The organism is Massilia forsythiae, assembly GCF_012849555.1.
GTDB classification, from domain to species: Bacteria; Pseudomonadota; Gammaproteobacteria; order Burkholderiales; family Burkholderiaceae_D; genus Telluria; species Telluria forsythiae.
Genome location: NZ_CP051685.1, coordinates 899,204 through 924,192, shown reverse-complemented (window position 1 = coordinate 924,192; position 24,989 = coordinate 899,204). Strand labels below are relative to the sequence as shown.

Below are 24,989 nucleotides of genomic sequence, written 5' to 3'. Positions count from 1 at the left end.
CACCGATGCGCTCCCAGCCGCGTTCCCGTTTTTCCTTGTCCACCATTTCCGCCGCCATGCTGTTGGCCGGTTACATAGCCGCGCCTGGCGCCTGGGCGCAAAGCGTGGTGGCCAGCGCCAGTTCGCCCGGCAACGTGCTGAACGTCGAAGTGCGGATCGACCCGGCCGGCAAGCTCGGCTACGACATCAAGCGCAAGGGCAAGGAAGTGATCGGGCTGTCGCGTCTCGGGTTCAATCTGGCCAACGCCTACAAGCTGGACGGCGGCTTCAGCGTGCGCGCGGCGCGCACCAGCGACCATGACGACACCTGGGAACAGCCGTGGGGCGAGCGCCGCTTCGTGCGCAACCATTACCGCGAGCTGCGCGTTGAACTGGAACAAAATGAGCTCGAGCAGAAGGAGCAGGGCAAGCGCGCGCTGGCGGTGGTATTCCGCATCTATGACGACGGCGTCGGCTTCCGCTACGAATTCCCGGACCAGCCGCAACTGCGCGACGTCGCCATTACCGACGAGCTGACCGAATTCGCGGTGGCCCAGCCGGCCACCGCCTGGTGGATTCCGGCGGCGGAACTGCCCGGCCTGGAAGAAGAGGTGCGCAAGGCGCCGTTGAAGGAAATCGGCACCGCCAACACCCCGCTGACGCTGCGCCTGGAGGACGGTACCCACGTCGCCCTGCACGAGGCGGCGCTGGTCGACTACGCGTCGATGTGGGTGCGCAAGGTGGAAGGGCAGAAGCTGCGCGCGCAGCTGGCGCCGTCCAGCCTGGGTCCGGCTGTGGTGCGCCACGGCGCCTTCAGCACGCCATGGCGCACGCTGCAGATCGCCGATAACGCGGCCGGCCTCTACATGTCCGACCTGATCCTGAACCTGAACGAGCCGAACAAGCTGGGCGACGTGTCCTGGGTGCACCCGTCGAAATTCGTCGGCGTGTGGTGGAGCATGCACCTGCAGCAGACCACCTGGAATGCCGGCCCGACCCACGGCGCCACCACCGCCAACACCAAACGCTACATCGATTTCGCCGCAAAGAACGGCTTCCGCGGCGTGCTGGTCGAAGGCTGGAACCAGGGCTGGGAAAGCAACTGGGGCCACGGCGGCGCCGACTTCAGCTTCACCAAATCGTATCCGGACTTCGACCTGCCGGCGCTGAGCTCCTACGCGCAGTCGAAGGGCGTGCGCCTGATCGGCCACCACGAGACCGGCGCCAACGTCGCCGCCTACGAACGGCAGATGGACGAAGCGTATAAACTGTATGCCCGCGTGGGCGTGGACAGCGTCAAGTCCGGCTACGTGCACGAAGCCGGCACCATGCTGTTCCCGGGCGCCGCCGGCCAGCCGCCGCATTATGGCAACTACGATTCGCAGGAAGGCGTGCGTCACTTCCAGAAGGCGGTGACGGAAGCGGCGCGCTACCGCATCGCGGTCGACACCCACGAACCGGTCAAGGACACCGGCCTGCGCCGCACCTATCCGAACTGGCTGTCGCGCGAGGGCGCGCGCGGGGTCGAGTACAACGCCTGGGGCAATCCGGTGAACGCGGTCGACCACGAGGCCAAGCTGGTGTTCACGCGTATGCTGAGCGGCCCGATGGACTACACGCCGGGCGTGCTGAGCCTGGTCGGCGCCGAGGGCAAGACCTTCAACTCCACCCAGGCCAAGCAGCTGGCCAACTTCGTGGTGATCTATTCGCCGATCGTGATGGCGGCCGACCTGCCGGAAAACTACATGAAATACCCGGCCGCCTTCAAGTTCATCCGCGACGTGCCGACCGACTGGGCCGACACCCGCGTGCTGAACGGTGAGGTGGGAGAATATGCCACCATCGCGCGCAAGGACCGCACATCCGACGACTGGTACCTGGGCGCCGTCACCGACGGCCAGGCGCGCACCCTGGCACTGCCGCTCGGGTTCCTCGACGCCGGCAAGACCTACACGGCCGAAATCTACCGCGACGGCGACCAGGCCGACTACCGCAGCGCGCACCGCTTCGACCTGGTGACCGAGACCAGGACCGTGACGGCGAAGGATACCCTGCAATTGAAGCTGGCGCCGGGGGGCGGGCAGGCGATCCGCTTTACACCGAAGCGCTGAACGTGTGCCGGGCGCACATGCTCAAGGCGTGCCGCCCGGCACCATGACGCCGATAATGAATTTTCTGTCAAAAGTAATTTTTGAATAAAACATTTGCAGAAAATGCAGGAATTTTATAATTCGATAAGTGAATAGGCGAATTTTGTAGCATTTATCAGACGAACAGTTAATTGTTCATGATCAATCAAGCATGGGTGGCTATACTCATGCCTCAAGGCAATATTTTCCATAAAGAAAATGCTATGAGAGAGATCATGACATCCCAAACCAGCGACGATTCCACCGTTAATTCCTTTTACCTGGCCTTCTACGGGCGCCCGGCCGATCCGGCAGGGCTGGCCTTTTGGTCGAACCAGCTCCAGCAGGCCAACGGCGACCTGACCGCCATTTCGACTGCATTTTCCACTTCCGCCGAGGCAACCGCCCGTTTCGGCAGCGAAGACGCCGGCGCGCGCATTACCGACATCTACCAGCAACTGTTCAACCGCGCCCCGGATGCCGCCGGCGTCGCCTATTGGCTCGACGTGATGAACAACGGCAAGACCAGCCTGGCCAACGTCGCCATCGCCATCATGAACGGCGCACAGGGCAGCGACGGCCAGCTGGTCGAGCTGCGCAAGCAGGCGATGGATAGCTTTACTACCCAGGTGCAAAGCTCGGGCAGCAGCTATTCCGGCTACGCTGCGGTGGAGGCGGCGCGCGTCCTGGTACGCGCGGTGACCCTGGAGACCGGCGCCAAGGACATGGATATGCTGGTGAAGGCGGCCGTCTCGTTCGCCGACACGGCCACCAAGACACCGGCCGTTGTCGACGCCATCGCTACCGGCACCACCTTGCTCGCCCTGTTCGACACCGCCCGCGGCAACGCGGATCCGGCGGCGCTGGCGCAGACGCTGGCTGATACCGCCAAGGCAGCGGCCGGCAATCCGGCCACGCTCGATTCGCTGCTGCGCGGCGGCGGCATGGCCAAGGTGCTGCAGGTGATGCCGTCCGACGCCACCCTGCACGACGTGGTGGACGCCCTCGCCAGCGGTGGCCTGCCGGCGGCGGTGGACGTGGTCTATCCATCCTATTACGTAAACCTCGCCTTCAAGGGCGTGACCCAGGGCGAAGGCGATACCCGCATCGACAACGTGACCAACGTCGCCAATGCCGACGTCCGGTTCAGCTACGCCGGCAAGACGCAAGGCGCCCAGCACTTCGAATACAGCACCGACGGCGTCCACTGGATCAGCAAGGGCATCGTCGCCGACACGGCGGGCGGGGTCATCACCATCAAGGGCATCGACCTGACCCAAGGCATTGCGGCCGGCTCGGGCGCGCCCAACCTGCACATCAAGACTCCGGTCGAGGGCCAGCCGAACCTGACCACCACGGTCTCCCTGCGCGCGGTCGACGCCAACGGCACGACCAGCGCCAGTGCGGAGCAGAAGATCGTGTACGACCACTACGCAGCCACCCCGCACGTGGTACTGATCAACGACACCGCCGGTGCGCAGATCGGCTCGGACTACGACATGGTGACCAGGGACAGTGCGTATACCTTGGACGGCATCGAGGCCGGCGCCACGGTCGAATTCCTGGTCGACACCGTGACGACGCCGATGATCGAGAACACCGGCCCGAACCAGGCAGCGCCGCAGATGCAGTCGCTCGTCATCCCCGGCGCCAAGTGGAGCGCCGCCGCCCCCGAGCTGAAGGAAGGCTTGAACAGCTTCTCGGTGCGCCAGACCGATGCGGCCGGCAACGTCAGCAAGATCTCGCACGTCGAGATCACGCTCGACACCAAGGCGCCGGCGGCGCCGGTGATCGCGCTGGTCAAGGACAGCGGCATCGCCGGCGACGGCATCACCAGCGATGGCCGCGTGTCGATCGGCGGCCTCGACCTCGACAGCGCCAGCGCATGGGAGTACAGCGTCGATGGCGGCAAGAACTGGACGTTCGGCGCCGTCAACGATGGCAGCGGCAAGGCGGTGCTCGACCTGACCGCGCAAGGCAACGGCGTCAAGGACGTGCAAGTGCGCCAGTATGATGCGGCCGGTAACGTCGGCACCGCCTCCAACCACGTCGGTTTCACACTCGACGCCGCCGCGCCCGCGTTTTCGCTCGACATTGCCTTCAAGGGCGTGACCCAGGGCGAACGCGACACCGTGGTCGACAACGTCACCAACGTCGGCAGCGTCGCCGTGCAGTTCAGCTACGCCGGCAAGGACCTGGGCATCGGCCAGCATTTCGAATACAGCCTGGACGGCGTCACCTGGTCCACCGCGCGCCTCACCGTGTCGGCCGCCGACCATGTGGTCACCATCGCCGGGGTCGACCTGACCCAAGGCACACCACTGGGTCCGAAGTGGTGGCTCAAGGCGCCGATCGAGACCCAGCCGAACCTGCAGACCACCGTCACCCTGCGCGCGGCCGACGACAACGGCGCGACCACCACCCCGGTCAGCCAGAAGATCGTGTACGACCACTATGCCGCCATGCCGTACGTGGTGCTGAACAACGACACTGCCGGCGCCGCGCTCGGTTCGGTCTACGACATGGTGACCAGCGACCCCGGCTACACCGTGAGCGGCGTGGAAGACGGTGCGATCGTGGAATACCTGGCCGGCGATACGCGCAGCGAATCCCCGAAAGCGAGCGCCGCCTGGACCAGGGAAGCGCCGCTGCTGCACGAAGGCCTGAACGACGTCGCAGTGCGCCAGACCGATGCCGCCGGCAACGTCAGCTTTTACTATCACAACCTGATCACGCTCGACACCCACGCGCCGGCGGCGCCGGTGATCGCCATGCTGACCGACAGCGGGATCGCCGGCGACGGCATCACCAACGTCGGCATGGTCTCGATCAGCGGGCTGGACACCACGGCCGCCACCGCCTGGGAATACAGTATCGACGGGGGCAAGCACTGGAGCTTCGGCGACACCGTCGGCAATAGCGGTACCGCCACGCTCGACCTGTCGCGCGCCGGCGACGGTCATGCGGATATCCAGGTGCGCCAGTACGACGCCGCCGGCAATGTCGGTGCCGCCTCCAACACGCTCGGCGCGACGCTCGATACGCACGCGCCGCTGGCGCCGGTGTTCGACCACGTGCAGGGCGCCAAGGCAACGGCGCCGAGCGTGACCGACCTGAGCAGCGCTGCCGTCTACTTTACGTATGGCGCCGGCCTGGATGCCGGCGACGCCTTCGAATACCGCGTGGATGGCGGCAAATGGGCTTCGGTGACCGACGGCGCCTGGAACGGCGCCACCCACACGCTGACCATCGACGGCATCGACTTGGGCCTGTCCGACCACACCGTCGATGTGCGCGTGGTCGATGCCGCCGGCAACGAAGGCGCGGTGGCCAGCCAGCTGATCGACAGCACCGCCAACAACGTGCCGGAAAAATCGGTGGTGAGCTCGGTCGATTTCGACCTGGGCAGCGGCGGGATCTTCATGAATACGACGCCGGATAACATTATCGCCGCCAAGGGCGCAGGTAGCCAGGACGGCGCGGCCAACAAGGCCACGCTGGTGCTGCAGGACATGCATACCGGCGTCGCGACCGTCACCGCGGCGAACTACCTGGACAGTAGCGCTTTCAGCGTATTCCAGGGCGGCGTACACCTGAGCAGCGCCCCTGCCTTGGGCTTGTACCGGCTGGGCTGGAGCGACGACACCTTCCTGACCGATGGGCAATCGGGCAAGGGGTATGTCGCCGCAGGCAGCACGACCTTCGCCGGCGGTGTGGCAGGCAAGACCCTGGTGCAGGGCTTCGTCATCGGCCAGACGCTCAAGGCCGCCGGCGGCACCGTCGACCAGGCCGGCACCAGCCTGAACACCGCGTTCATCGACGATGGCCAGTCGACCACGCAGATTACCAGCGGCCACAGCATGGACCTGATCGCGGACAACGGCGGCACCCTGCGCATCGTCTACAACCAGTTCGTCAAAGGCGCCCAGGACCTCATCCTGGGCTTTGACAGCGGCAACGACAAGATCCTGCTGGGCGGCCAGGCCGCGAGCCTGGTGGATGCCGACGGCAACGGCGCCATTAGCTGGGCCGTGGCCGACAAGTCGCCGTACATCGTCACCGCCGACAAGGAAGCGGTCGAGGTCGCGGTATCCGGGCCGTTGCGCATCAGCAGCTTCGAAAGCGACCTGGGCTACGACGCCAGAACGCTCAACAGCGTGCTCGACTTCGGCGACATCCAGCAGGACCATGGCGTGCTGATCCTGGCCAACGACCAGGACCACGGTGTCCTGTTCTACTACAACAATATGGATGACAACGGCAAGATCGACGCCGGCGAACTCACGGTGGTCAATGTGTTCTCGGGCGGCGTGATCCACAACGCGGATATCCAGCTGGTCGGCGTCGCGGCGCTCCCGCCGCCATCGTCCACCAACGGCTGACTGCCGTGTGCGGCCTGCAACCGGTTTCCGGATGCGAGGCCGCCAACGGGTTGTCATGAACAGGAACATCCTCCGCTGCGGCGACGCGGCGGAGGATGTTTTGTTTTCATTGGCGTCGGCTCTTCAGTCCAAGCCGTCCAGCACGCCGCTCGCCTGCAGCGCGTCGATCGCCGCGCCGATCCGGACCGGCGCCGCGGCGGCCAGCAAACCGGGCTCTTCTCCCAGCAGGGCCAGCAGCAAGGGCGGCGCCAGCACCAGTTCGGTGAAGCGGGCGGCGGCAGGCGCCACCCTGGCGGCCACGGCTGCGTCATCCGGCGCGCCCGCCGCCAGTACCGCGGCGATGCGCTGCGTGCCGATCCGGCGGCGGATGCCGGCGGCGTCCAGGTCCAAGTCCGGAAAGCGTGGGCTTTCGGCGACCAGTAGCCGCAGCAATGCGAGCGCATCGGGCGACAAGGCTGCTTCGACCACCCGCATTCCCGCCTCGTGCAAACGTTCGCGCAGCGGCTGCAGCGGCTGCAGCGGCTGCAGCGGTTGCGCGGCCGGCGCCCGGTCCGGCCCTTGCGCCGTCGCGTCTGGAAACAGCCTGGCCAGGCTGGCGTCGACCACTGCGCGCAGCAGCGCCGTCTTATCGGCATAGCGCGCATAAATGCTGGCCTTTCCCGCGCGCGCATCGGCCGCCACCTGGTCGCAACTGGTTCCTTCGAATCCATGACGCAGGAATAGCCGGGTCGCCGCCTCCAGGATGCGGATATCGACCTCGCCCTTGCGGCTGGATGGCGGACGTCCGCCCGTGCCGCGTCCTTCTTGTACCTGCGCTTTCGTGCCGGCGCGCGTTCGTAAAATCATTGTATCCATCAAATGCCGTGTTAAAATAGACTGAACCGTTCAGTTCAATTATGGTGCATCGTTATTCCCGATTGTATGCGCACCGCCAACCAAAGGAGTCATCATGCCGGATGCAATCCACGCTTTCCATCTGTCGATTCCCCAAGCCGACCTCGACGATTTGCGCGATCGCCTGGCGCACACCCGCTGGCCCGATGCGGAAACCGTCGGCGATACCAGCCAGGGACCGCAGCTGGCCAAGCTGCAGGCGCTGGCCGCGCATTGGCAGGAACGTTACGACTGGCGCCGCTGCGAGGCGCTGCTGAACGGCTTCGGGCAGCATCGCACCGAAATCGATGGCCTCGGCATCCATTTCCTGCACGTGCGCTCGCCCGAGCCGGATGCGCTGCCGCTGCTGATGACGCATGGCTGGCCGGGCTCGGTACTGGAATTCCGCAAGGTGATCGGGCCGCTGACCGATCCGGTGGCGCACGGCGGCAAGGCGGACGATGCCTTCCACCTGATCGTTCCCTCGCTGCCCGGCTTCGGTTTCTCGGACAAGCCGACGGCAACCGGCTGGCACCCCGATCGGATCGCCGACGCCTGGATCGCGCTCATGCAAAGGCTGGGCTACGAACGCTGGGCCGCGCAGGGCGGGGACTGGGGCGCGGCGGTGACCATGGCGCTCGGCCGCAGGGCGCCGCCCGGCCTGCTCGGCATCCACCTGAACATGGTCATGTACCAGCCGACCGCGCAGGAACGTGCCGAGGCCACGCCGCAGGAGCAGGCCATGCTCGACGCGGCGCAGCGCTACATGGACGAGTATGCGGGCTACTACAAGCTGCAGAGCACGCGGCCGCAGTCGGTCGGCTTCGGCCTGGCCGATTCGCCGGTCGCCCTGGCGGCCTGGATCTATGCCTTGTTCCAGGACGTGGCGGATTGCGGCGGCGACGTCGAAAGCGTGTTCGACCGCGACGAGCTGCTGGACGACATCATGCTGTACTGGCTGCCGAACACCGGCGCCAGTTCGGCGCGCCTTTACTGGGAAGCGATGCAGGCGATGCGCCAGGGCGCGCCGGCGGCCGATCCGATCCGGGTCCCGGCCGGCATCAGCATGTTCCCGGGCGAACAGCTGCGCCTGTCGCGGCGCTGGGCCGAGCGGCGCTTCTCGCAATTGGTGCATTTCGGCGAGCTGGCCCAGGGCGGGCACTTCGCCGCGCTGGAGCGTCCCGACGATTTCGTGGCGGAGGTACGCGCGACATTCCGCTTCGCGCGCTGATCCGGCCGCAACGGATCAATAACTGGCCTGCGTATGGCTGGCGCGCGCGAGGTCGCGCATGCCCTCTGCTTCCTTTACCGTCAACCCGCGCACGTCGCGCAGCAGGAAGGTCGGCGTACCGGCGGCGTGCATCAAGCGCACGTGATCGAAGGCGGCGCCGTCGACATCGTGCAGCACCACCGGCGGCCGCCCTTCGTTGGCGGTGCTGCGCAGATCGACATGGTGCACCTGCAGGTTGCGCGCGTGGCGCACGAACAGGCCGTAGCCCGGCGTCACGCCGAACATGCTCGGCTCCGGATAATGGTCGGCGTGCTCGGGAATGGGACGTTGTGCATCCGCTGCCTTGCCGCCGCCGCCGCCGTGCAGCACCGTGAGGTTACTGATGCGCACATCCTCGACCGGCGCTTCCGCCAGGCCGGCGACGGTCGAGGCATAGGGCGCGTTGGCGCCGGACACGGTGACATTGCTGATGTTGACGCGCCGGATCGCGCCCACCGGCGTGCCCTGCGGCGCGCGCATGCGCCGGCCCAGGCGGATGAACAGCGGCGCCGTGGTCAGATCGCGCATGCTGAGGTTGTCGACCGTGACGTCCTCGATCAGCGCGCCGTCCACGCTCTCGATGGCCAGGCCGCGGCAATGCGCGAACACGCAGTTGGCGATGGCGATGTTCCTGAAGCCGCCGTTCGATTCGGTGCCCAGCTTGATGCGGCCGCACACGCCTTCCTTGTCCGGTGCTTCGGTCTGCGTGGTGCCGTAGCTGCCGTCCAGGAAGGTGCCGAGGTCGTAGCCGGACACCTGGCAATTGGTGATCGTGACGCGCTCGGTGAAGCGTGCCGCGCCCAGCGCATACGAACTTTTCAGGCAGATGGCGTCGTCGTTGGGCGTGTTGACCGCGCAGTTGGCGATGCGCACGTTGCGGCAGCAATCGATGTCGAAGCCGTCGCGCTCGGTGTCCACGCTCAGGTTGTCGATGGTCAGATTGTCGACGCCGGTCGCCAGCACGGCAAAGTGGCCGCACTTGAGCATCGAAAAGTCGCGCAGCGTGACGTTGCGGCAGTTCTTCAGCGCGATCGCCTTGTTGCCCTTGCCGGCCATCTCGGCGCCGAAGCTCGCGCCCTGGCGCGTGCGCTCGCCCATCGGGTCGGCGCCGCCCAGCGAGGAGGGCATGTCGCCGGCTTTCAGCGGGCGGTTGGCGCCGGGGCCGGAGCGCGTCAGGCCGCGGCCCCAGATGCGGCCCGGTCCGGCGATCGTCAGGTTGTCCAAGTTCTCGCCCCACAGCAGGCTGTTGTGCCAGTGGCTGTGGCCGAAGTCCTGGTAGGCGTCCCAGCGGTTCGGTTCGGCGTCGTCGTAGCGGCCGCCGTCCGTGGCCGGGTCGGCGGCGATCAGCACGCAGCCGGCGTCCAGGTACAGCGCGACGTTGCTGCGCAGGTGGATCGAAAAGCTCAGGTAGCGCCCGGCCGGGAACAGCACGGTACCGCCGCCGGCCTGCGCCGCGGCGGCGATGGCGTCATTGATGGCGGCGGTGTCCAGCGTCACGCCGTCGCCGCGCGCGCCGTGGCTGCGCACGTCGAAGGCATTGGCCGGCGCGGCGGCATGGGCGGCGGCGAGCGGGAATAGCGCGGATGCGGCGCCGGCCGCGGCGATGCCCTTGAGGCAGGCGCGGCGCGTGGTACGGAATGGAGGCATGGTGTCTGGTCCTGGAATCGTGCCCGACAAGGTAGCATTCGCGGCGGGTGCGGCACGCGCAAGATCGTGATCGATTGCGACGAGACCAGTGACCGCTATGAGGCCGCTTGCCTTGAGACCGTCGTCCCCGCGGAAGCGGGGACCCATACCGAATATCCAATTCGTTATCTTGGAAGTATTCCGGCCATTCCAAGCACCTGACTTCGGCAACTCAGCATGGGGTGAAGAATGCCGGTGGCATTCTTCACCCTGCGCGGGGACGACGGCGTGACCGGCAGCAGCTTATTGAGCGAGCGCCTTTTCGATCTCCACGATCATATTGTCCGGCCTGGTCCGCGGCGCATACCGCCGGATCACCTTGCCGTCGCGCCCGACCAGGAACTTGGTGAAGTTCCATTTGATGCTTTCGGTGCCCAGGAAGCCCGGCGCCTCGGCCTTCAGGTGCTTCCACAGCGGATGCGCATGGTCGCCGTTGACGTCGATCTTGGCGAACATCGGGAAGCTGATGCCGTAGTTGCGCTCGCAAAAGGCGCCGATCTCGGCGGCGCTGCCGGGTTCCTGGCTGGCGAACTGGTTGCAGGGGAAGCCGAGGATTTCCAGTCCCCGGTTCTTGAAACGGTGGTACAGCTCTTCCAGCGCTTCGTATTGCGTGGCGAAGCCGCATTTGCTGGCGGTGTTCAGGATCAGCAGCACCTTGCCACGGTATTCGGCGAGCTTGACCGGTTTGCCGGCGAGCGAGGTGGCCTGGAAATTGAAGACGTTCATGATGATTCCTGCATACAAGTGTTCCTGATAACTTATGGGCAAGAGTGTACGCCAAAGCGGTGCCAACGGCGCAGACGGGAGACACGCGGCGGTGCGGGGAGATGCGGGGAGGACGATGGGATGCGTAGTGGCGAACGTGAAACGCAAGGTGTGCCGGACGCGTGGATGGCGCGGACGTCGCGTGGAAGCGGACGACAGGGTGTAGCCATCCACCCTGCGGGAACCGGAGGAACGGAAGCCGCAAGGCGCGGCGTCCGGTTCAGACCAGGCCGAGGGTTTCGGTGCCGGCCGAGAAATCGCGGTTCTTCGCGTGCTTGCTGTTGAGCTTGATGTTCAGGCGCAGGTCGTTCACCGAGTCGGCGTTGCGCAGCGCATCTTCGTACGAAATCTTGTCGGCCTCGTACAGGTCGAACAGCGCCTGGTCGAAGGTCTGCATGCCGAGCTCGCGCGACTTCTTCATGATTTCCTTGATCTCGTGGACTTCGCCCTTGAAGATCAGGTCCGAAATCAAGGGAGAGTTCAGCATGATCTCGATGGCGACCACGCGGCCCTTGGTTTCCTTCCTCGGGATCAGGCGCTGCGAGATCAGGCCCTTCATGTTCAGCGACAGGTCCATCAGCAGCTGCTGGCGCCGCTCTTCCGGGAAGAAGTTGATGATGCGGTCGAGCGCCTGGTTGGCGCTGTTGGCGTGCAGCGTGGCCAGGCACAAATGGCCGGTCTCGGCGAAGGCGATCGCGTGCTCCATGGTTTCGCGGTCGCGGATTTCGCCGATCTGGATTACGTCCGGCGCCTGGCGCAGCGAGTTCTTCAGCGCCGCCTCGAAGCTGTCGGTGTCCACGCCGACCTCGCGCTGGGTGATCACGCAATTCCTGTGCGGGTGGACGAATTCGACCGGGTCCTCGATGGTGATGATGTGGCCGTAGCTGTGCTCGTTGCGGTAGCCGACCATGGCCGCCATCGTGGTCGACTTGCCGGAACCGGTGGCGCCGACCATGATCACCAGGCCGCGCTTGGTCATGATCACGTCTTTCAATACCTCCGGCAGGTCCAGCTCGGCGAACTTCGGAATGGTCGTCGTGATCACGCGCAGCACCATGCCGACCGCCCCCATCTGCATGAAGGCCGAGACGCGGAAGCGCCCCAGGTCGCCCGGGCTGATGGCGAAGTTGGCTTCCTTGCTCAGCTCGAAGCCGGCCGCCTGCTTGTCGTTCATGATGGCGCGCGCCAGGTCGGCCGTGTGGGCGCCGGTGAGCGGCTGGCTGGAGACCGGCGTCATGCGGCCGTCGATCTTGACGGCCGGCGGAAAGCCGGCCGTGATGAACAGGTCGGAGCCGCCCTTGTTCACCATCAGGCGCAGCAGGTCGAACATGAATTTGGAGGCCTGGTCGCGTTCCATGTCGGGGTTCCTGTGGCTCAGCCGGGGAAGTTTTCGGGGATCTTGGCGGCGCTGCGCGCGGCCATGCTGGAGATGACGTTGCGGCGCACCAGGTCGGTCAGGTTCTGGTCGAGGGTCTGCATGCCGGCGTTGGAACCGGTCTGGATCGCCGAGTACATCTGGGCGATCTTGGCTTCACGGATCAGGTTGCGGATCGCCGGGGTACCGATCATGATCTCGTGCGCGGCCACGCGGCCGGACCCGTCCTTGGTCTTGAGCAGCGTCTGTGAGATCACCGCCTGCAGCGATTCCGACAACATCGCGCGCACCATTTCCTTCTCTTCGGCCGGGAACACGTCGACGATACGGTCGATGGTCTTGGCCGCCGACGAGGTGTGCAGGGTGCCGAACACCAGGTGGCCGGTCTCGGCGGCCGACAGCGCCAGGCGGATGGTCTCCAGGTCGCGCAGTTCGCCCACCAGGATCGCGTCCGGGTCTTCGCGCAGCGCCGAGCGCAGCGCGTTGTTGAAGGACAGCGTGTGCGGTCCGACCTCGCGCTGGTTGATCAGGCATTTCTTGGAATCGTGCACGAATTCGATCGGGTCTTCGATGGTGAGGATGTGGCCGTACTCGTGCTCGTTCAGGTGGTTCACCATCGCCGCCAGCGTGGTCGACTTGCCGGAACCGGTAGGGCCGGTCACCAGCACCAGGCCGCGCGGCTTCAAGGCCAGTTCGGCGAAGATCTTCGGTGCGTTCAATTCTTCCAGCGACAGGATCTTCGAGGGAATCGTGCGCAGCACCGCGGCGGCGCCGCGTTCCTGGTTGTACGCGTTGACGCGGAAGCGCGCCAGGCCGGGAATCGCGAACGAGAAGTCGCACTCCAGCATTTCCTCGTACTGCTTGCGCTGGCCGTCGTTCATGATGTCATAGATCATGCCGTGCACGTCCTTGTGCTCCAGCGGCGGCAGGTTGATGCGGCGGACGTCGCCGTGCACGCGGATCATCGGCGGCAGGCCGGCCGAGAGGTGCAGGTCCGACGCCTTGTTCTTCACGGAGAAAGCGAGGAGTTCCGAAATGTCCATCTATAATCCTTGTGTTGGCTCAAGACCGGGTTGTCACATGGTCATGTCCAGTATTGCCGCATAAAAATATTTCCTACAGAAAATCATTATGTCCATAATCGCCGAGAACTTGCAAGCTGTCGAAGCGACAATCGAAGCAGCCTGCAAGGCCGCCGCCAGGCCGCGTTCGACGGTCGAACTGCTGGCCGTTTCCAAGACCTTCCCTGCGGAAGCGGTGCTGGAAGCGGTCGATGCCGGCCAGCGCGCGTTCGGCGAAAACTATCTGCAGGAAGGCGTCGACAAGATCGCCGCTGTGGCGAAAGCGCGACCGGACCTGGCGCTGGAATGGCATTTCATCGGCCCGATCCAGAGCAACAAGACGCGCCCGATCGCCACCCACTTCGACTGGGTGCACACGGTCGAGCGCCTCAAGATCGCCCAGCGCCTGTCGGAACAGCGCCCGCCCGAGCGCGGTCCATTGAACGTCTGCCTGCAGGTGAACATCAGCGGCGAGACCAGCAAGAGCGGCGCCCAGCCAGGCGAAGTGCTGGCGCTGGCGCGCGCCGTTGCGGCGCTGCCGAACCTGCACCTGCGCGGCCTGATGGCGATTCCCGAGCCGCAGGCCGACCCGCAGCTGCAGCGCCAGCCGTTCGCGCAGCTGCGCACGCTGGCGCGCGACATCGTCAAGGCCGGCATCTTCATCGACACGCTGTCGATGGGCATGTCGGCCGACATGCATGCGGCCATGCTGGAAGGCGCCACCATCGTGCGCGTGGGCAGCGCCATCTTCGGCGCGCGCCACTATGAGTAAGAGCGCCTGACGCTCTTTCGGAAGGAAGCACATGAAGATCAGTTTCATCGGCGGCGGCAACATGGCCGCGGCCCTCATCGCCGGCCTGGCCGGCAAGGTGGCGCAAGCCGCCGACATCCACGTGGTCGATCCCAGCCAGGATGCGCTGGCGCGCCTGGGCGCGCAATACGGCGTGGGCACCGCGCCCGGGATCGGCGCCGCGGTCGGCGCGTCCGACGTGATCGTGCTGGCGGTGAAGCCGCAGCAGATGCGCGACGTGGCGCTGCGCCTGCAGGCGGAATTGACGAACCGTCCGCTGGTGCTGTCGATCGCCGCCGGCATCCGCGGCGCCGACCTGTCGCGCTGGCTGGGCGGCTACGGCGCCATCGTGCGCACCATGCCGAACACGCCGGCGCTGATCGGGCAGGGCATCACCGGCATGGTGGCGATGGCGGGCGTGAGCGACGCGCAAAGGGATGCCGCCGACCGCATTTTGCGGGCGGTCGGCAAGACCGTGTGGCTGGACGAGGAAGCGCTGATCGACCCGGTGACGGCGGTCTCGGGCAGCGGCCCGGCCTACGTGTTCTATTTTCTGGAAGCGATGCAGCAGGCGGCGCTGGACATGGGCTTGTCGGCGCAGCAGGGCCGGGAGCTGGCGCTGGAGACGTTCATCGGCGCGGCGCAACTGGCGGCGCAGTCGGAGGAATCGCTGGAAACCCTGCGCCAGCGCGTGACCTCGAAGGGCGGCACGACCCATGCGGCGATCACCAGCATGCAAGCGGCGGGCGTGAAGGAAGCGATCGTCGCGGCGATGCAGGCTGCCGCGGCGCGCGGACGCGAGTTGGGTGACGAGTTGGGGCGGGATGCGTGAGCCGGAGAATGGCGCATCGTCGTCGGACGCGATGCGTAGGGTGGACGGCTAGGCCGTCCACGCGTTCACGGAACGCATGCATACCGCACGGCCGTTCGAACGCCGCTTGAACGCGTGGACGGCGAAGCCGTCCACCCTACGATTATTGTCGGTAGCGTCCCATCAGGGACATCGCCCCCTGCGCCAGCTTCCAGGCCGACATCGCCGAGGTCGCCACGCCGGCCAGCGACTTGCGCCGGAACAGCGCCAGCCCCACCACGACGCCGAGCGCGCCCAGCGCCAGCTTGCGGTGGCCGTTGACGTACTCCATCACCCGCACGGCGGCCGGATTGGCCGCCGCCATGTCGCCGACGGCAGCCGACGGGCGCAAGGCGCGCAGCTCGTCCGCCAGTTCGGCGCGCTGTACGGCGCAACGCGCGACCAGGTCGCGGCGCTGTTGGTCCAGGCTCGGTTTATCCATGGGTCTTCTCCGGGTGGGCATGGCGTTCGGCCGGGTTGCTCGAGGTAACCGCGGCGGCGTGGCCGCGCAACTGCGCCACGTCGTTCTTCAGCTCGGCGATCGTGCTCTGCAACATCGGCGGATGCGCACCGAGCGCACTCTTGATCTTCAGCAGGATGGCCAGGGCCCCCAGCGCGAACAGGATCGCCATGCCGGCCGTGGCCTGCAGCGGGTAGGTATCCCAGAACAGTACGATCACGAACAGCGCCGCCAGCATGATGGCGCCGCACACCAGGAATACCGCGACCGCGCCCATGGCCAGGTAGACCAGCATGCGCTGGGCGTCTTCGCGGAATTCCACCGCGGCCAGCGCCAGGCGCGTGTGCGCCATGTCCAGCAGGGTCGATGCTGCGCAGCGTGCAGCCGCCAGGATAGCCATTATTTACGGGCGATCAGCATGCCGAGCACGACACCGACGGCGGTGCCCAGGCCGACCGATTTCCATGGATTCTCGGTCACGTATTCGTTGGTCGCCTTGGCGGTGGCCTTGGTTTTTTCGACCACGGTCTGCTCGATGCGGACGATGTCTTCCTTGGCCTTGCCGATGGTGCGCTCGAACTTGGCCTTGGCCGCCTTCAATTCGTCGCCGGTCAGCTGGGTGCTCTGGCGCAGCCAGGTTTCCGCATCCTGGATCACGCCTTTCAGGTCGGACAGCAGTTGGTCGGTGGCGCCGGATTGGGTAGGGATTTTTTCCATCATGGAATACCTCGTTCGTAGTATGTGGCGCTGCCGGGGCAGCGAAGCGACAGGTGCTTGTCTCCATGCACCATGTATTCAGTAATATATATCAGACAATATTATCTTAAAGCATAGTCCAGCGCGACGCCAACGAACAGTGCGGCCCCCAGCCAGTTGTTGTGGCGGAAGGCGGCGAAGCAGCGCATGCGCTCGCGTCCGCGGATCAGCGTGTAGTGGTACAGCGCCATCCCGGCCGCCACGGCCACGCCCGCCACGAACCACCAGCGCAGGCCCAGCAGCCAGCCGCAGGCCAGGTCGATGCCCAGCGCCAGCGCGTAGCAGAGCATGACGGCGAACACGTCGTAGCGGCCGAAGGTGATGGCCGAGGTGCGGATGCCGATCCGGATGTCGTCGTCGCGGTCGACCATCGCATATTCGGTGTCGTAGGCCACCGCCCAGAACACGTTGGCCGCCAGCAGCCACCATGCCACCGCCGGCACCGTGCCCTGCACGGCGGCGAAGGCCATCGGGATGCCGAAGCCGAACGCGATCCCCAGATACGCTTGCGGAATGGCGAAGAAGCGCTTGAAGTACGGGTAGCTGCCGGCCACGATCACCGCCACCACGGACAGCTGCTTGGTGAGCGTGTTGAGCGGCAGGATCAGCAGGAAGGAAACGATGGCCAGCACCGCCGCCACCATCAGCGCTTCCCAGCCCTCGATGCGGCCGCTGGTGAGCGGACGGTCGACGGTGCGCTTGACGTGGCGGTCGAAGTCGCGGTCGGCGTAGTCGTTGATGGCGCAGCCGGCGGAGCGCATGAGCGCGGTGCCGAGCACGAAGATGGCGACGATGGCGGGGTCCGGATGGCCGCTTGATGCCATCCACAAGGCCCACAGGGTCGGCCACAACAGCAGGAGGATGCCGATCGGCTTGTCGGCACGGATCAGGCGGAGGTACAGCGCCAGCTTGGTCATGAGGGATTCGGATCGGTGATCGGCAAACCCGGATTGTAGCGTGCCGACGGGTACGCTTTGGCCGAAACCGTCGATTCGCCTGGTGCGTCGTCCCCGCGAAGGCGGGGACCCATAGTAAGCTTCCGAAGTCGGGATCTGAAAAAAGATCGTGGTATCGCTGACTTGACGAATTCTGTTGCTTCGTATGGGTCCCCGCCTGCGCGGGGACGACGGTGATGCTAAGCCGCCGCCTGCAGGCTGACCATCTCCACCCCCGGCAGCCGGCAATCGCCCACCGCCTGCACCACCGCGTCGATCGCCGCGCGTCGTGTAAAACTCTTGCGCCAGACGATCACCACGCGGCGCGACGGTGCCGGCTCCTGGAACGGCACGAAGGTCAGCATGCCGTGCGGGTCCTTCATGTCCGGCACCGAGGCGCGCGGCAGCACGGTCAGGCCGATGCCGCTGGCGACCATGTGGCGGATGGTTTCCAGCGACGAGCCCTCGAAGGTACGCTGCATGCCATTGCCCGCGCCCGAGCCGGACGAGAAGCGCGCCATTTCCGGGCAGACTTCCAGCACCTGATCGCGGAAGCAGTGGCCGGCGCCGAGCAGCAGCATGGTTTCGCTCTTCAGGTCTTCGGCCGAGATGTCCTTGCGCTTGGCCCACGGGTGGGTCTTCGGCATTGCCACCACGAAGGGTTCGTCGTACAGCGGCTGTACCGCCATGCCGTGTTCCGGCAGCGGCAACGCCATGATGGCGGCGTCCAGCTCGCCCTGGCGCAGCAGGTCGAGCAGCTTCACCGTGAAATTCTCCTGCAGCACCAGCGGCATCTGAGGCACGTGCTCGATCAGGTTCTTCACCAGCGGCGGCAGCAGGTAGGGGCCGATCGTGTAGATCACGCCCAGGCGCAGCGGGCCGGCCAGCGGGTCCTTGTTTTGCTTGGCCAATTCCTTGATGGCGGCGGTCTGTTCCAGCACGCGCTCGGCTTGCGCCACGATCTGGGCGCCCAGCGGCGTGACGGAGACTTCCGAGCCGCCGCGCTCGAACAGGGTCACGCCGAGCTCGTCCTCGAGCTTCTTGATGGCGACGGACAGGGTCGGCTGCGCCACGAAACAGGCTTCGGCGGCGTGCCCGAAATGGCGGGCGCGGGCGACGGCAACGATGTATTTCAGTTCGGTCAAGGTCATGGGTTTCGTCGGGCGGAATGCGAAAGCGGAATGCGAGAGCGGACATACCGCGCCGTGTTGTGAACGACACGTTTGCCGCAAAATCAAGGATGTAAGCCCTATTTTACCGGTAAAGCTGTGGCTATAATGCCCAAACAGGCGATGTTGCCTGTGGTTAATATAAAGGCATGCCATGTCTTCGACCTTCGGCCCGGCGGAAGCCCAGGCCTACATGCACAAGCTGCTGACCGTGATGCAGCACCAGGGCGGCTCCGACCTGTTCATCTCCGCCGACTTCCCGCCCAGCATGAAGCACCAGGGCGCCATGAAGCCGCTCAGTAACCAGCGCCTGACCGGCGAGGTCACGCGCGCGCTGGCGTTGTCGCTGATGAACGAGCGCCAGCGCGCCGAGTTCGAGGCCGAGATGGAATGCAATTTCGCCATCTCGCTGCCGGGCGTGTGCCGCTTCCGCGTCAACGTGTTCGTGCAGCAGCAGAGCGTGGGCATGGTGGTGCGCACCATCGCCTCCGAAATCCCGAACTTCGAAAAGCTGGATTTGCCCGAGGTGTTGAAGGACGTGGTGATGACCAAGCGCGGCCTGGTGCTGGTGGTGGGCGGCACCGGTTCCGGCAAGTCGACCACGCTGGCAGCGATGATCGACTATCGCAACGCCAACTCCGCCGGCCACATCATCACGGTCGAGGACCCGGTCGAGTACGTCCACAAGAACAAGAGCTGCCTGATCACGCACCGCGAGGTCGGCGTCGACACGCTGTCCTGGCACAACGCCCTGAAAAACACGCTGCGCCAGGCGCCGGACGTGATCCTGATCGGCGAGATCCGCGACACCGAAACCATGGAGCACGCGATCGCCTTCGCCGAGACCGGCCACCTGTGCCTGGGCACGCTGCACGCGAACAACGCCAACCAGACCATGGACCGCATCATCAACTTCTTCCCGGAAGAGCGAAGGAACCAGTTGCTGATGGACCTGTCCTCGAACCTGCGCGCCATCGTCTCGCAGCGCCTGGTGCGCACCGAGGACGGCAAGGGCCGCAAGGCGGCGATCGAGATCCTGCTGAACACCCCGACCATCGGCGAGATGATCCTCAAGGGGAACTTCCACGGCATCAAGGAAATCATGCACAAGTCGCGCGAACTCGGCATGTGCACCTTCGACCAGGCGCTGTTCGACCTGTACAACAAGGGCTACATCGGCTACGACGAAGCGATCCGCAATGCCGACTCCGCCAACGGCCTGCGCCTGCAGATCAAGCTCTCGGGCGAGCGCAAGGCGCCGGGCGAGGGCGCCGTGTCGAAACCGGCCGAACTGTCGATGCTGGCGGACGAACCGGAAGAAGGGGTTTGAAGCGTTCGAGGACCGGGATAGTGGGCTAGAATCGGCCACCCATAACCGTCGTCCCCGCGCAGGCGGGGACCCATGCTGCGCTTGCCAAAGCACGAACGCTCGCGCAGCCCAGCCGCGAACCGAAGCCAACCATGCCCACCTTCGAACAAAAACTCTGCACCCGCGCCACCCTGCCGCAACGCATCGCCGACCTGCCGCAACCGGTGGTGCTCACCAACGGCGTCTTCGACATCCTGCACCGCGGCCACGTCACCTACCTGGCGCAAGCGCGCGCACTGGGCGCCTCGCTGGTGGTCGCCGTCAACACCGACGCCTCCGTGAAACGCCTGGGCAAGGGCGACGACCGCCCGTTGAACACGCTGCACGACCGCATGGCCGTGCTGGCCGCGCTGGAATCGGTCAGCCTGGTGGTCGACTTCGACGAGGACACCGCCCTGGAAGTGGTGCGGGAAGCGCGCCCCGGCATCTACGCCAAGGGCGGGGACTACGTGATGGACGCCATCCCCGAAGGCAAGGAGGTCATCGCCCAGGGCGGCAAGGCGGTCGCCATCGATTTCCAGCACGACCGCTCGACCAGCAAGCTGGTGGCGAAAATCCGTCAATTCGGCGGCTGATGCAGGCGCGGCGAGGCCGCGCTTAGAACCTATCTCAGTAGGGAGAGGGAAGTTGATGACGATGACTGACAAGCGCGGGCAAGGCGCGAGGAGGCGCATGGCGAGCCATGCAACGACGAGCAACGCAGCACCCGCTTGTCAGGCGCGTCAGCAACGACCGGTTTCCTACTGGGATAGGTTCTTATGCCTTCGCGTCGTCCAGCGACTTGCCGGAGGCAATCCACGCCTTGACCCAGGCCGGCTGGCGTCCACGGCCGCTCCATTGCTGGCTCGGATCACCGGGATGGCGGTACTTGGCCTCGGCAACTTCCTGCTTCGGCAGCTTCGGCGTCTTGATGGCGAGGAGATCCTTGTCGGACATGCCCGCGCTGCGCGCGATGTGGAGAATCTGCTCGCGCGCCTTGCTGACGCTGAGGAAATGGCGCGTCTTGAGTTCCTCGATGACTTGCGCTTCCAGCGCCTGGAGTTTGGTGAGCGAGTATTTGGATAAATCGTACATTGTTTGGCCTGATTGCTTCGTTACAGAAAAATGCTTATACCGCGTTGCGCGGTTAGCAGCTTGTCACTATTCTGACAGCTTTGCGCCATCGAGCGCTCATCGGCATGCTCATCGGCATGCTCATTGACGTTTTTCGGTCGCGCCGGCGCAGCGCATTCAGCCGCCGCCCGCATACGCGTTCTGGCGCCACGCCTCGTACACCACCACCGCCACCGTGTTCGACAGGTTCAGGCTGCGGTTCCCCGGCATCATCGGCAGGCGGATGCGCTGGGCCGGCGGGAAGGATTCGCGCAAGGCCGGGTCCAGCCCGCGCGATTCGGCGCCGAACACGAACACGTCGCCCGGCCGGAAAGCCGCATCGGCGAACGGCGCCGAACCGTGCGTGGTCATGGCGAACATGCGCGCCGGGTCGGGCCGGGCATCGGCCAGGAACGCCGCCCAGTCCTTGTGCACCTTCATGGTGGCGTAGTCGTGGTAGTCGAGGCCGGCGCGCCGCATCTTGGCGTCGTCCAGCGGAAAGCCGAGCGGTTCGACCAGGTGCAGCTGGGCGCCGGTGTTGGCGCACAGGCGGATGACGTTGCCCGTGTTGGGCGGGATCTCGGGTTCGACCAGTACGACGTGAAACACGACCTTCTCCTTTGACCGGCCGGCGCCGGCGATGTTTTACAAGGCCGCCATATTAAGCGCTCGTGCAGCTAATTGCATCATGGATGCGGTGGGGTACGCGCCACCACCAGGTTGGTCACGCGCGCCGCGCCGAAGCGTTTGCAAGTCGCCGCCAGCTCGCCCAGGGTGTGGCCGCTGGTCATCACGTCGTCGACCAGGCCGACGTGGCGCCCGACGATGGCATCCGGGTCGGCGATGGCAAAGGCGCCGCGCACGTTGCGGGCGCGTTCGGCCGGCGTGACGCCGGACTGCGCCGCGGTGTCGAGGAGGCGTTCGGCCAGGCGCGCATGGACCGGGACGCCAAGCGACGCCCCCAGCGGCCGCGCGATTTCCAGCGCCTGGTTGAAGCCGCGTTCCACCAGGCGCCGCGGTCCCAGCGGCACCGGGCACAGAAGATCCGGCAGGCCGGCATCGGGCCGCGCCGAGACGGCGTCGCGCAGCAACCGCGCGAACCAGGGCGCCAGCGCCAGGCGCGCCCCGAATTTCAATTGCAGCACCAGCTGGTCGAGCGGGGCGGCATAGTCGACCGCGGCGATGGTGGCGTCGAAGGCGGGCGGGTTCGACAGGCAGGCGCCGCAGAGCGGTGCGTGCGCCGGCGAAGCGGCGCACGCCTGCATCGCGGCGGCGTCCAGCGCCGGCAGTGGATTCGCACAGCAGGCGCAGCGCCCGGCGCGCGGCGCCGCATACTGTTCCCGGCAGGGCGCGCACACCGCCGCGTCGCAGCCGGCGCCGCACAGCGCGCAACTGGAGGGCAGCAGGCGCGCCAGGGCGCGCGCCAGGCCGGCAGGCAAGACATGGGGCAGGCGGATCGGCATCGCTTCGTTTTCCTCATGTACACTCCCGCCATTATTCCATTTGACGGCAGTCGACCATGGCTTCACCCCAAACCCCTTCCAGGATGAGCGCGCCGATCGATGCGGCGCGCGTGCGCCGCCTGTTCGCCGATCCGGCGCGGGTGGCGCCGTCCGATTTCCTGCGCCGCGAGATCGCTTCGCGCATGTTCGAGCGGCTGGCGCTGGTCAAGGTGGCGCCGCGCCACGTGCTGGATGCCGGCTGCGGCGCCGGCGCCGACCTGGCCGAGCTGCAGAAGCGCTATCCGGCGGCCCAGGTGCTCGGCCTGGACGCGGTGCCGGCCATGCTCGCCGCGGCCGCCGCCAACGCGGCGGCGCCGCGCACTTTCCTCAGCCGCCTGCTGCCGGCCAAGACCGGCATCGACCTGGTCGCCGGCGACTTCGGCCAGCTGCCGCTGGGCTCGAACTCGCTCGACCTGGTCTGGTCGAACCTGGCGCTGCACTGGCATCCGCAGCCGGACCGCGTGTTCGCCGAATGGCGCCGCACGCTGCGCACCGACGGCTTGCTGATGTTCTCGAATTTCGGGCCGGACACTTTTACCGAGCTGCGCGCCGCCTTCGGCGCCATGGACGAGACAGCGCACACGCTGCCCTTCGTCGACATGCACGACTTCGGCGACCAGCTGGTGGCTGCCGGCTTCACCACGCCGGTGATGGACATGGAAAAGATCACGGTTACCTACGACGATGCAGGGAAGATGCTGGCCGACGTGCGCGCCTTCGGCGGCAATCCGCTGGCCACGCGCCGGCGCGGCCTGGTCGGGCGCGTCGCCTGGCAGCGCATGCTGGATGCCTTGGAGGCGGGGCGCCGCAGCGACGGCAAGCTCGGCGTGACCTTCGAGGTAATCTATGGACACGCCTTCCTGCCGGCGCCGCGCACCACGGCGGCGGGCGAGGCGATCGTGCGTTTCCAGCCGCGCGCGTAGCCGCGCGCCAGGGCGTGGCGTGCCCGGCGGCGCGACTGTCGCAGCGCCGCCCGCCGCTTGCGATCGCCGCCAATTTTCCTTGAATAAAAATTAGTGCTTTAAGTATAATCAATGACACTTTTTTCGACTTGCACCGAAAAAAGGCCGCAAAAAAGCAGGGATCGACAGCCGTACCGGAAACAGCCGGCGCCGCAAGGCCCGCAAGCGCTTTGGAAACGACAGAATAAAAACAGGGTAGAGTCGAAGGTTGCAGCAACAGCAGGCCAAGGCCGGCGCATCCTCCGGGATGCAGCGTGGAAGGCGTTTGCTGGCAAAGATTTCGGAGCGGCAGCGGTTCGTTCATGGAATTGCTGACTGTTTGAAGAAACTGGTTCTTGGACGGTTGGGGACAACATGACTTATGCAAAGCGAATCAAGGCGTTGATGTTCGGTCTTGCGGTGTCGGCCAGTATCCAGGCCCTTGCCGCGCCGGAACCGGTGCTCACCGGCCGGCCGCAGGCGCTGCAGTTGAACCTGCAGCAACCGGTGACGGGCATCGGTTCCTATATCTACAACCTGCACACCTGGATGCTGATCGTCTGCCTGGTGATCTTCGTCGGCGTGTTCGGCGTCATGTTCTACTCGGTGTTCAAGCACCGCAAATCCCTCGGCCACAAACCGGCCACCTTCCACGAATCCACCAGCGTCGAGATCGCCTGGACCATCGTGCCGTTCCTGATCGTGATCGGCATGGCGCTGCCTGCCACCCACGCGGTGGTGGCGATGAAGGACACCTCGAATCCCGACCTGACCATCAAGGTCACCGGCATGCAGTGGAAGTGGGGCTACGACTACCTGAAAGGGGAGGGCGAAGGCATTTCCTTCCTGTCCAACCTGGCCACGCCGCGCTCCCAGGTCGGCGAGCCGGGCGTAGCGCCCACCGAACGGCGCACCGAGAACTACCTGCTCGAAGTCGACAACCCGGTGGTGGTCCCGGTCAACAAGAAGGTGCGCCTGGTGCTGACCGCCAACGACGTGATCCACTCGTGGACCGTGCCCGCCTTCGCGGTGAAACAGGATGCGATTCCCGGCTTCGTGCGCGACACCTGGTTCCGCGCCGAGCAGGTCGGCACCTACCGCGGCAATTGCGTCGAGCTGTGCGGCAAGGAGCACGCCTTCATGCCGATCGTGGTGAAGGTCGTCTCCGACCGGGACTACACCGCCTGGGTGAACGGCGAGAAGAAGCGCATGGCGGCGCTGGCCGACGACCCGAACAAGGTCTGGACCCTGGACGAGCTCAAGACCAAGGGCGAAAAGGTGTACGCCGCCAACTGCGTGGCCTGCCACCAGGCCAGCGGCCAGGGCGTGCCGAACGCCTTTGCCGCGCTGGTCGGCTCGCCGGTCGTCAACGGCCCCAAGGCGGAGCAGATCGCCGTGCTGCTCAAGGGTAAGCACAGCGGCAAGTACCCGACCGCGATGCCGGCCTGGGCCCAGTTGTCCGATACCGACATCGCCTCGGTCATCACCTACACGCGGAACAACTGGACGAACAAGGCCGAGGAGAATATCGTACAACCGGCCGAGATAGTGGCCGCACGCGGCAAGCTGTAGGCAGCAAGCGTTTGGATTCAAGGATGGGCTCGC

The 24,989-nt window shown here is 65.9% G+C and carries 22 protein-coding genes; 9 read left to right on the top strand and 13 right to left on the bottom strand.

The window, feature by feature from the left end; all coding sequences use genetic code 11:
- The first annotated feature begins 35 nt into the window (after positions 1-35).
- Both HH212_RS03965 and HH212_RS03960 read left to right on the top strand, forming a co-directional pair.
- Positions 36-2,090, top strand: coding sequence for a glycoside hydrolase family 97 protein (locus HH212_RS03965; protein ID WP_229217557.1), 2,055 nt, complete (start codon positions 36-38; stop codon positions 2,088-2,090).
- Positions 2,091-2,344: 254 nt separating this feature from the next.
- The gene (locus HH212_RS03960) at positions 2,345-6,490 is read left to right on the top strand and encodes a DUF4214 domain-containing protein (RefSeq protein WP_169434190.1); all 4,146 of its coding nucleotides are present in this window, start codon (positions 2,345-2,347) and stop codon (positions 6,488-6,490) included.
- A 123-nt stretch (positions 6,491-6,613) separates the two neighbouring features.
- Here the strand turns inward: HH212_RS03960 and HH212_RS03955 are convergent, their stop codons facing one another.
- Positions 6,614-7,336, bottom strand: coding sequence for a TetR/AcrR family transcriptional regulator (locus HH212_RS03955; protein WP_169434189.1), 723 nt, complete (start codon positions 7,334-7,336; stop codon positions 6,614-6,616).
- Between the two features lie 103 nt (positions 7,337-7,439).
- Here HH212_RS03955 and HH212_RS03950 point away from each other — a divergent pair, with 103 nt between their 5' ends.
- Positions 7,440-8,594, top strand: coding sequence for an epoxide hydrolase family protein (locus HH212_RS03950; protein WP_169434188.1), 1,155 nt, complete (start codon positions 7,440-7,442; stop codon positions 8,592-8,594).
- A gap of 15 nt (positions 8,595-8,609) precedes the next feature.
- On the opposite strand, the gene HH212_RS03945 is transcribed toward HH212_RS03950, so the two are convergent.
- The 4 genes from HH212_RS03945 to HH212_RS03930 all read right to left on the bottom strand — a co-directional run bounded on the left by HH212_RS03945 (position 8,610) and on the right by HH212_RS03930 (position 13,502).
- Positions 8,610-10,280: a rhamnogalacturonidase gene (locus HH212_RS03945; protein WP_169434187.1), complete on the bottom strand. Its 1,671-nt coding sequence runs from the start codon at positions 10,278-10,280 to the stop codon at positions 8,610-8,612.
- Between the two features lie 282 nt (positions 10,281-10,562).
- Positions 10,563-11,048 carry a glutathione peroxidase gene (locus HH212_RS03940; protein WP_308633268.1) on the bottom strand — a complete coding sequence of 162 codons (486 nt, stop codon included), beginning with the start codon at positions 11,046-11,048 and terminating at the stop codon, positions 10,563-10,565.
- Positions 11,049-11,304: 256 nt separating this feature from the next.
- The gene (locus HH212_RS03935; RefSeq protein ID WP_169434185.1) at positions 11,305-12,441 is read right to left on the bottom strand and encodes a PilT/PilU family type 4a pilus ATPase; all 1,137 of its coding nucleotides are present in this window, start codon (positions 12,439-12,441) and stop codon (positions 11,305-11,307) included.
- Positions 12,442-12,458: 17 nt separating this feature from the next.
- The gene (locus tag HH212_RS03930; RefSeq protein ID WP_169434184.1) at positions 12,459-13,502 is read right to left on the bottom strand and encodes a type IV pilus twitching motility protein PilT; all 1,044 of its coding nucleotides are present in this window, start codon (positions 13,500-13,502) and stop codon (positions 12,459-12,461) included.
- A gap of 88 nt (positions 13,503-13,590) precedes the next feature.
- Here HH212_RS03930 and HH212_RS03925 point away from each other — a divergent pair, with 88 nt between their 5' ends.
- Positions 13,591-14,292, top strand: coding sequence for a YggS family pyridoxal phosphate-dependent enzyme (locus HH212_RS03925; protein WP_169434183.1), 702 nt, complete (start codon positions 13,591-13,593; stop codon positions 14,290-14,292).
- Between the two features lie 31 nt (positions 14,293-14,323).
- On the top strand, positions 14,324-15,142 hold the full coding sequence (gene proC / locus HH212_RS03920) for a pyrroline-5-carboxylate reductase (RefSeq protein WP_169434182.1): 819 nt from the start codon (positions 14,324-14,326) through the stop codon (positions 15,140-15,142).
- A gap of 142 nt (positions 15,143-15,284) precedes the next feature.
- Here proC and HH212_RS03915 read toward each other — a convergent pair whose 3' ends face one another.
- The 5 genes from HH212_RS03915 to HH212_RS03895 all read right to left on the bottom strand — a co-directional run bounded on the left by HH212_RS03915 (position 15,285) and on the right by HH212_RS03895 (position 18,462).
- Positions 15,285-15,602: a hypothetical protein gene (locus tag HH212_RS03915; protein ID WP_169434181.1), complete on the bottom strand. Its 318-nt coding sequence runs from the start codon at positions 15,600-15,602 to the stop codon at positions 15,285-15,287.
- Positions 15,595-16,020, bottom strand: coding sequence for a phage holin family protein (locus HH212_RS03910; RefSeq protein WP_169434180.1), 426 nt, complete (start codon positions 16,018-16,020; stop codon positions 15,595-15,597). Before HH212_RS03910 ends, HH212_RS03915 begins: the two co-directional genes overlap by 8 nt.
- Entirely contained in the window at positions 16,020-16,340 is a 321-nt protein-coding gene (locus HH212_RS03905; protein ID WP_169434179.1) for an ElaB/YgaM/YqjD family protein, read from the bottom strand. Before HH212_RS03905 ends, HH212_RS03910 begins: the two co-directional genes overlap by 1 nt.
- Before the next feature lie 98 nt (positions 16,341-16,438).
- Complete coding sequence (ubiA, locus tag HH212_RS03900; protein WP_169434178.1) at positions 16,439-17,293, bottom strand: 4-hydroxybenzoate octaprenyltransferase; 855 nt, start codon at positions 17,291-17,293, stop codon at positions 16,439-16,441.
- 218 nt (positions 17,294-17,511) lie between these two features.
- A complete protein-coding gene (locus HH212_RS03895) occupies positions 17,512-18,462 on the bottom strand; it encodes a hydrogen peroxide-inducible genes activator (RefSeq protein WP_169434177.1) in 951 nt (316 codons plus the stop codon).
- Positions 18,463-18,634: 172 nt separating this feature from the next.
- Between HH212_RS03895 and HH212_RS03890 the strand changes: the two genes are divergently transcribed.
- Both HH212_RS03890 and HH212_RS03885 read left to right on the top strand, forming a co-directional pair.
- Positions 18,635-19,810, top strand: a complete 1,176-nt coding sequence (locus tag HH212_RS03890) for a PilT/PilU family type 4a pilus ATPase (protein ID WP_169434176.1) — start codon at positions 18,635-18,637, stop codon at positions 19,808-19,810.
- Positions 19,811-19,941: 131 nt separating this feature from the next.
- Positions 19,942-20,424: an adenylyltransferase/cytidyltransferase family protein gene (locus tag HH212_RS03885; protein WP_169434175.1), complete on the top strand. Its 483-nt coding sequence runs from the start codon at positions 19,942-19,944 to the stop codon at positions 20,422-20,424.
- Positions 20,425-20,605: 181 nt separating this feature from the next.
- Here HH212_RS03885 and HH212_RS03880 read toward each other — a convergent pair whose 3' ends face one another.
- The 3 genes from HH212_RS03880 to HH212_RS03870 form a co-directional block, all read right to left on the bottom strand.
- The gene (locus tag HH212_RS03880; protein WP_169434174.1) at positions 20,606-20,923 is read right to left on the bottom strand and encodes an H-NS histone family protein; all 318 of its coding nucleotides are present in this window, start codon (positions 20,921-20,923) and stop codon (positions 20,606-20,608) included.
- Between the two features lie 156 nt (positions 20,924-21,079).
- Positions 21,080-21,550: a tRNA (cytidine(34)-2'-O)-methyltransferase gene (locus HH212_RS03875; RefSeq protein ID WP_169434173.1), complete on the bottom strand. Its 471-nt coding sequence runs from the start codon at positions 21,548-21,550 to the stop codon at positions 21,080-21,082.
- 77 nt (positions 21,551-21,627) lie between these two features.
- The gene (locus tag HH212_RS03870) at positions 21,628-22,404 is read right to left on the bottom strand and encodes a ComF family protein (RefSeq protein ID WP_169434172.1); all 777 of its coding nucleotides are present in this window, start codon (positions 22,402-22,404) and stop codon (positions 21,628-21,630) included.
- Between the two features lie 56 nt (positions 22,405-22,460).
- On the opposite strand from HH212_RS03870, the gene HH212_RS03865 reads away from it, so the two are divergent.
- Together HH212_RS03865 and coxB are read left to right on the top strand one after the other, a co-directional pair.
- Positions 22,461-23,366 (top strand): methyltransferase domain-containing protein, encoded by a 906-nt coding sequence (locus tag HH212_RS03865; protein WP_229217556.1) that lies wholly within the window; start codon positions 22,461-22,463, stop codon positions 23,364-23,366.
- A 393-nt stretch (positions 23,367-23,759) separates the two neighbouring features.
- Positions 23,760-24,956: a cytochrome c oxidase subunit II gene (coxB, locus tag HH212_RS03860; protein WP_169434171.1), complete on the top strand. Its 1,197-nt coding sequence runs from the start codon at positions 23,760-23,762 to the stop codon at positions 24,954-24,956.
- Positions 24,957-24,989 lie beyond the last annotated feature (33 nt).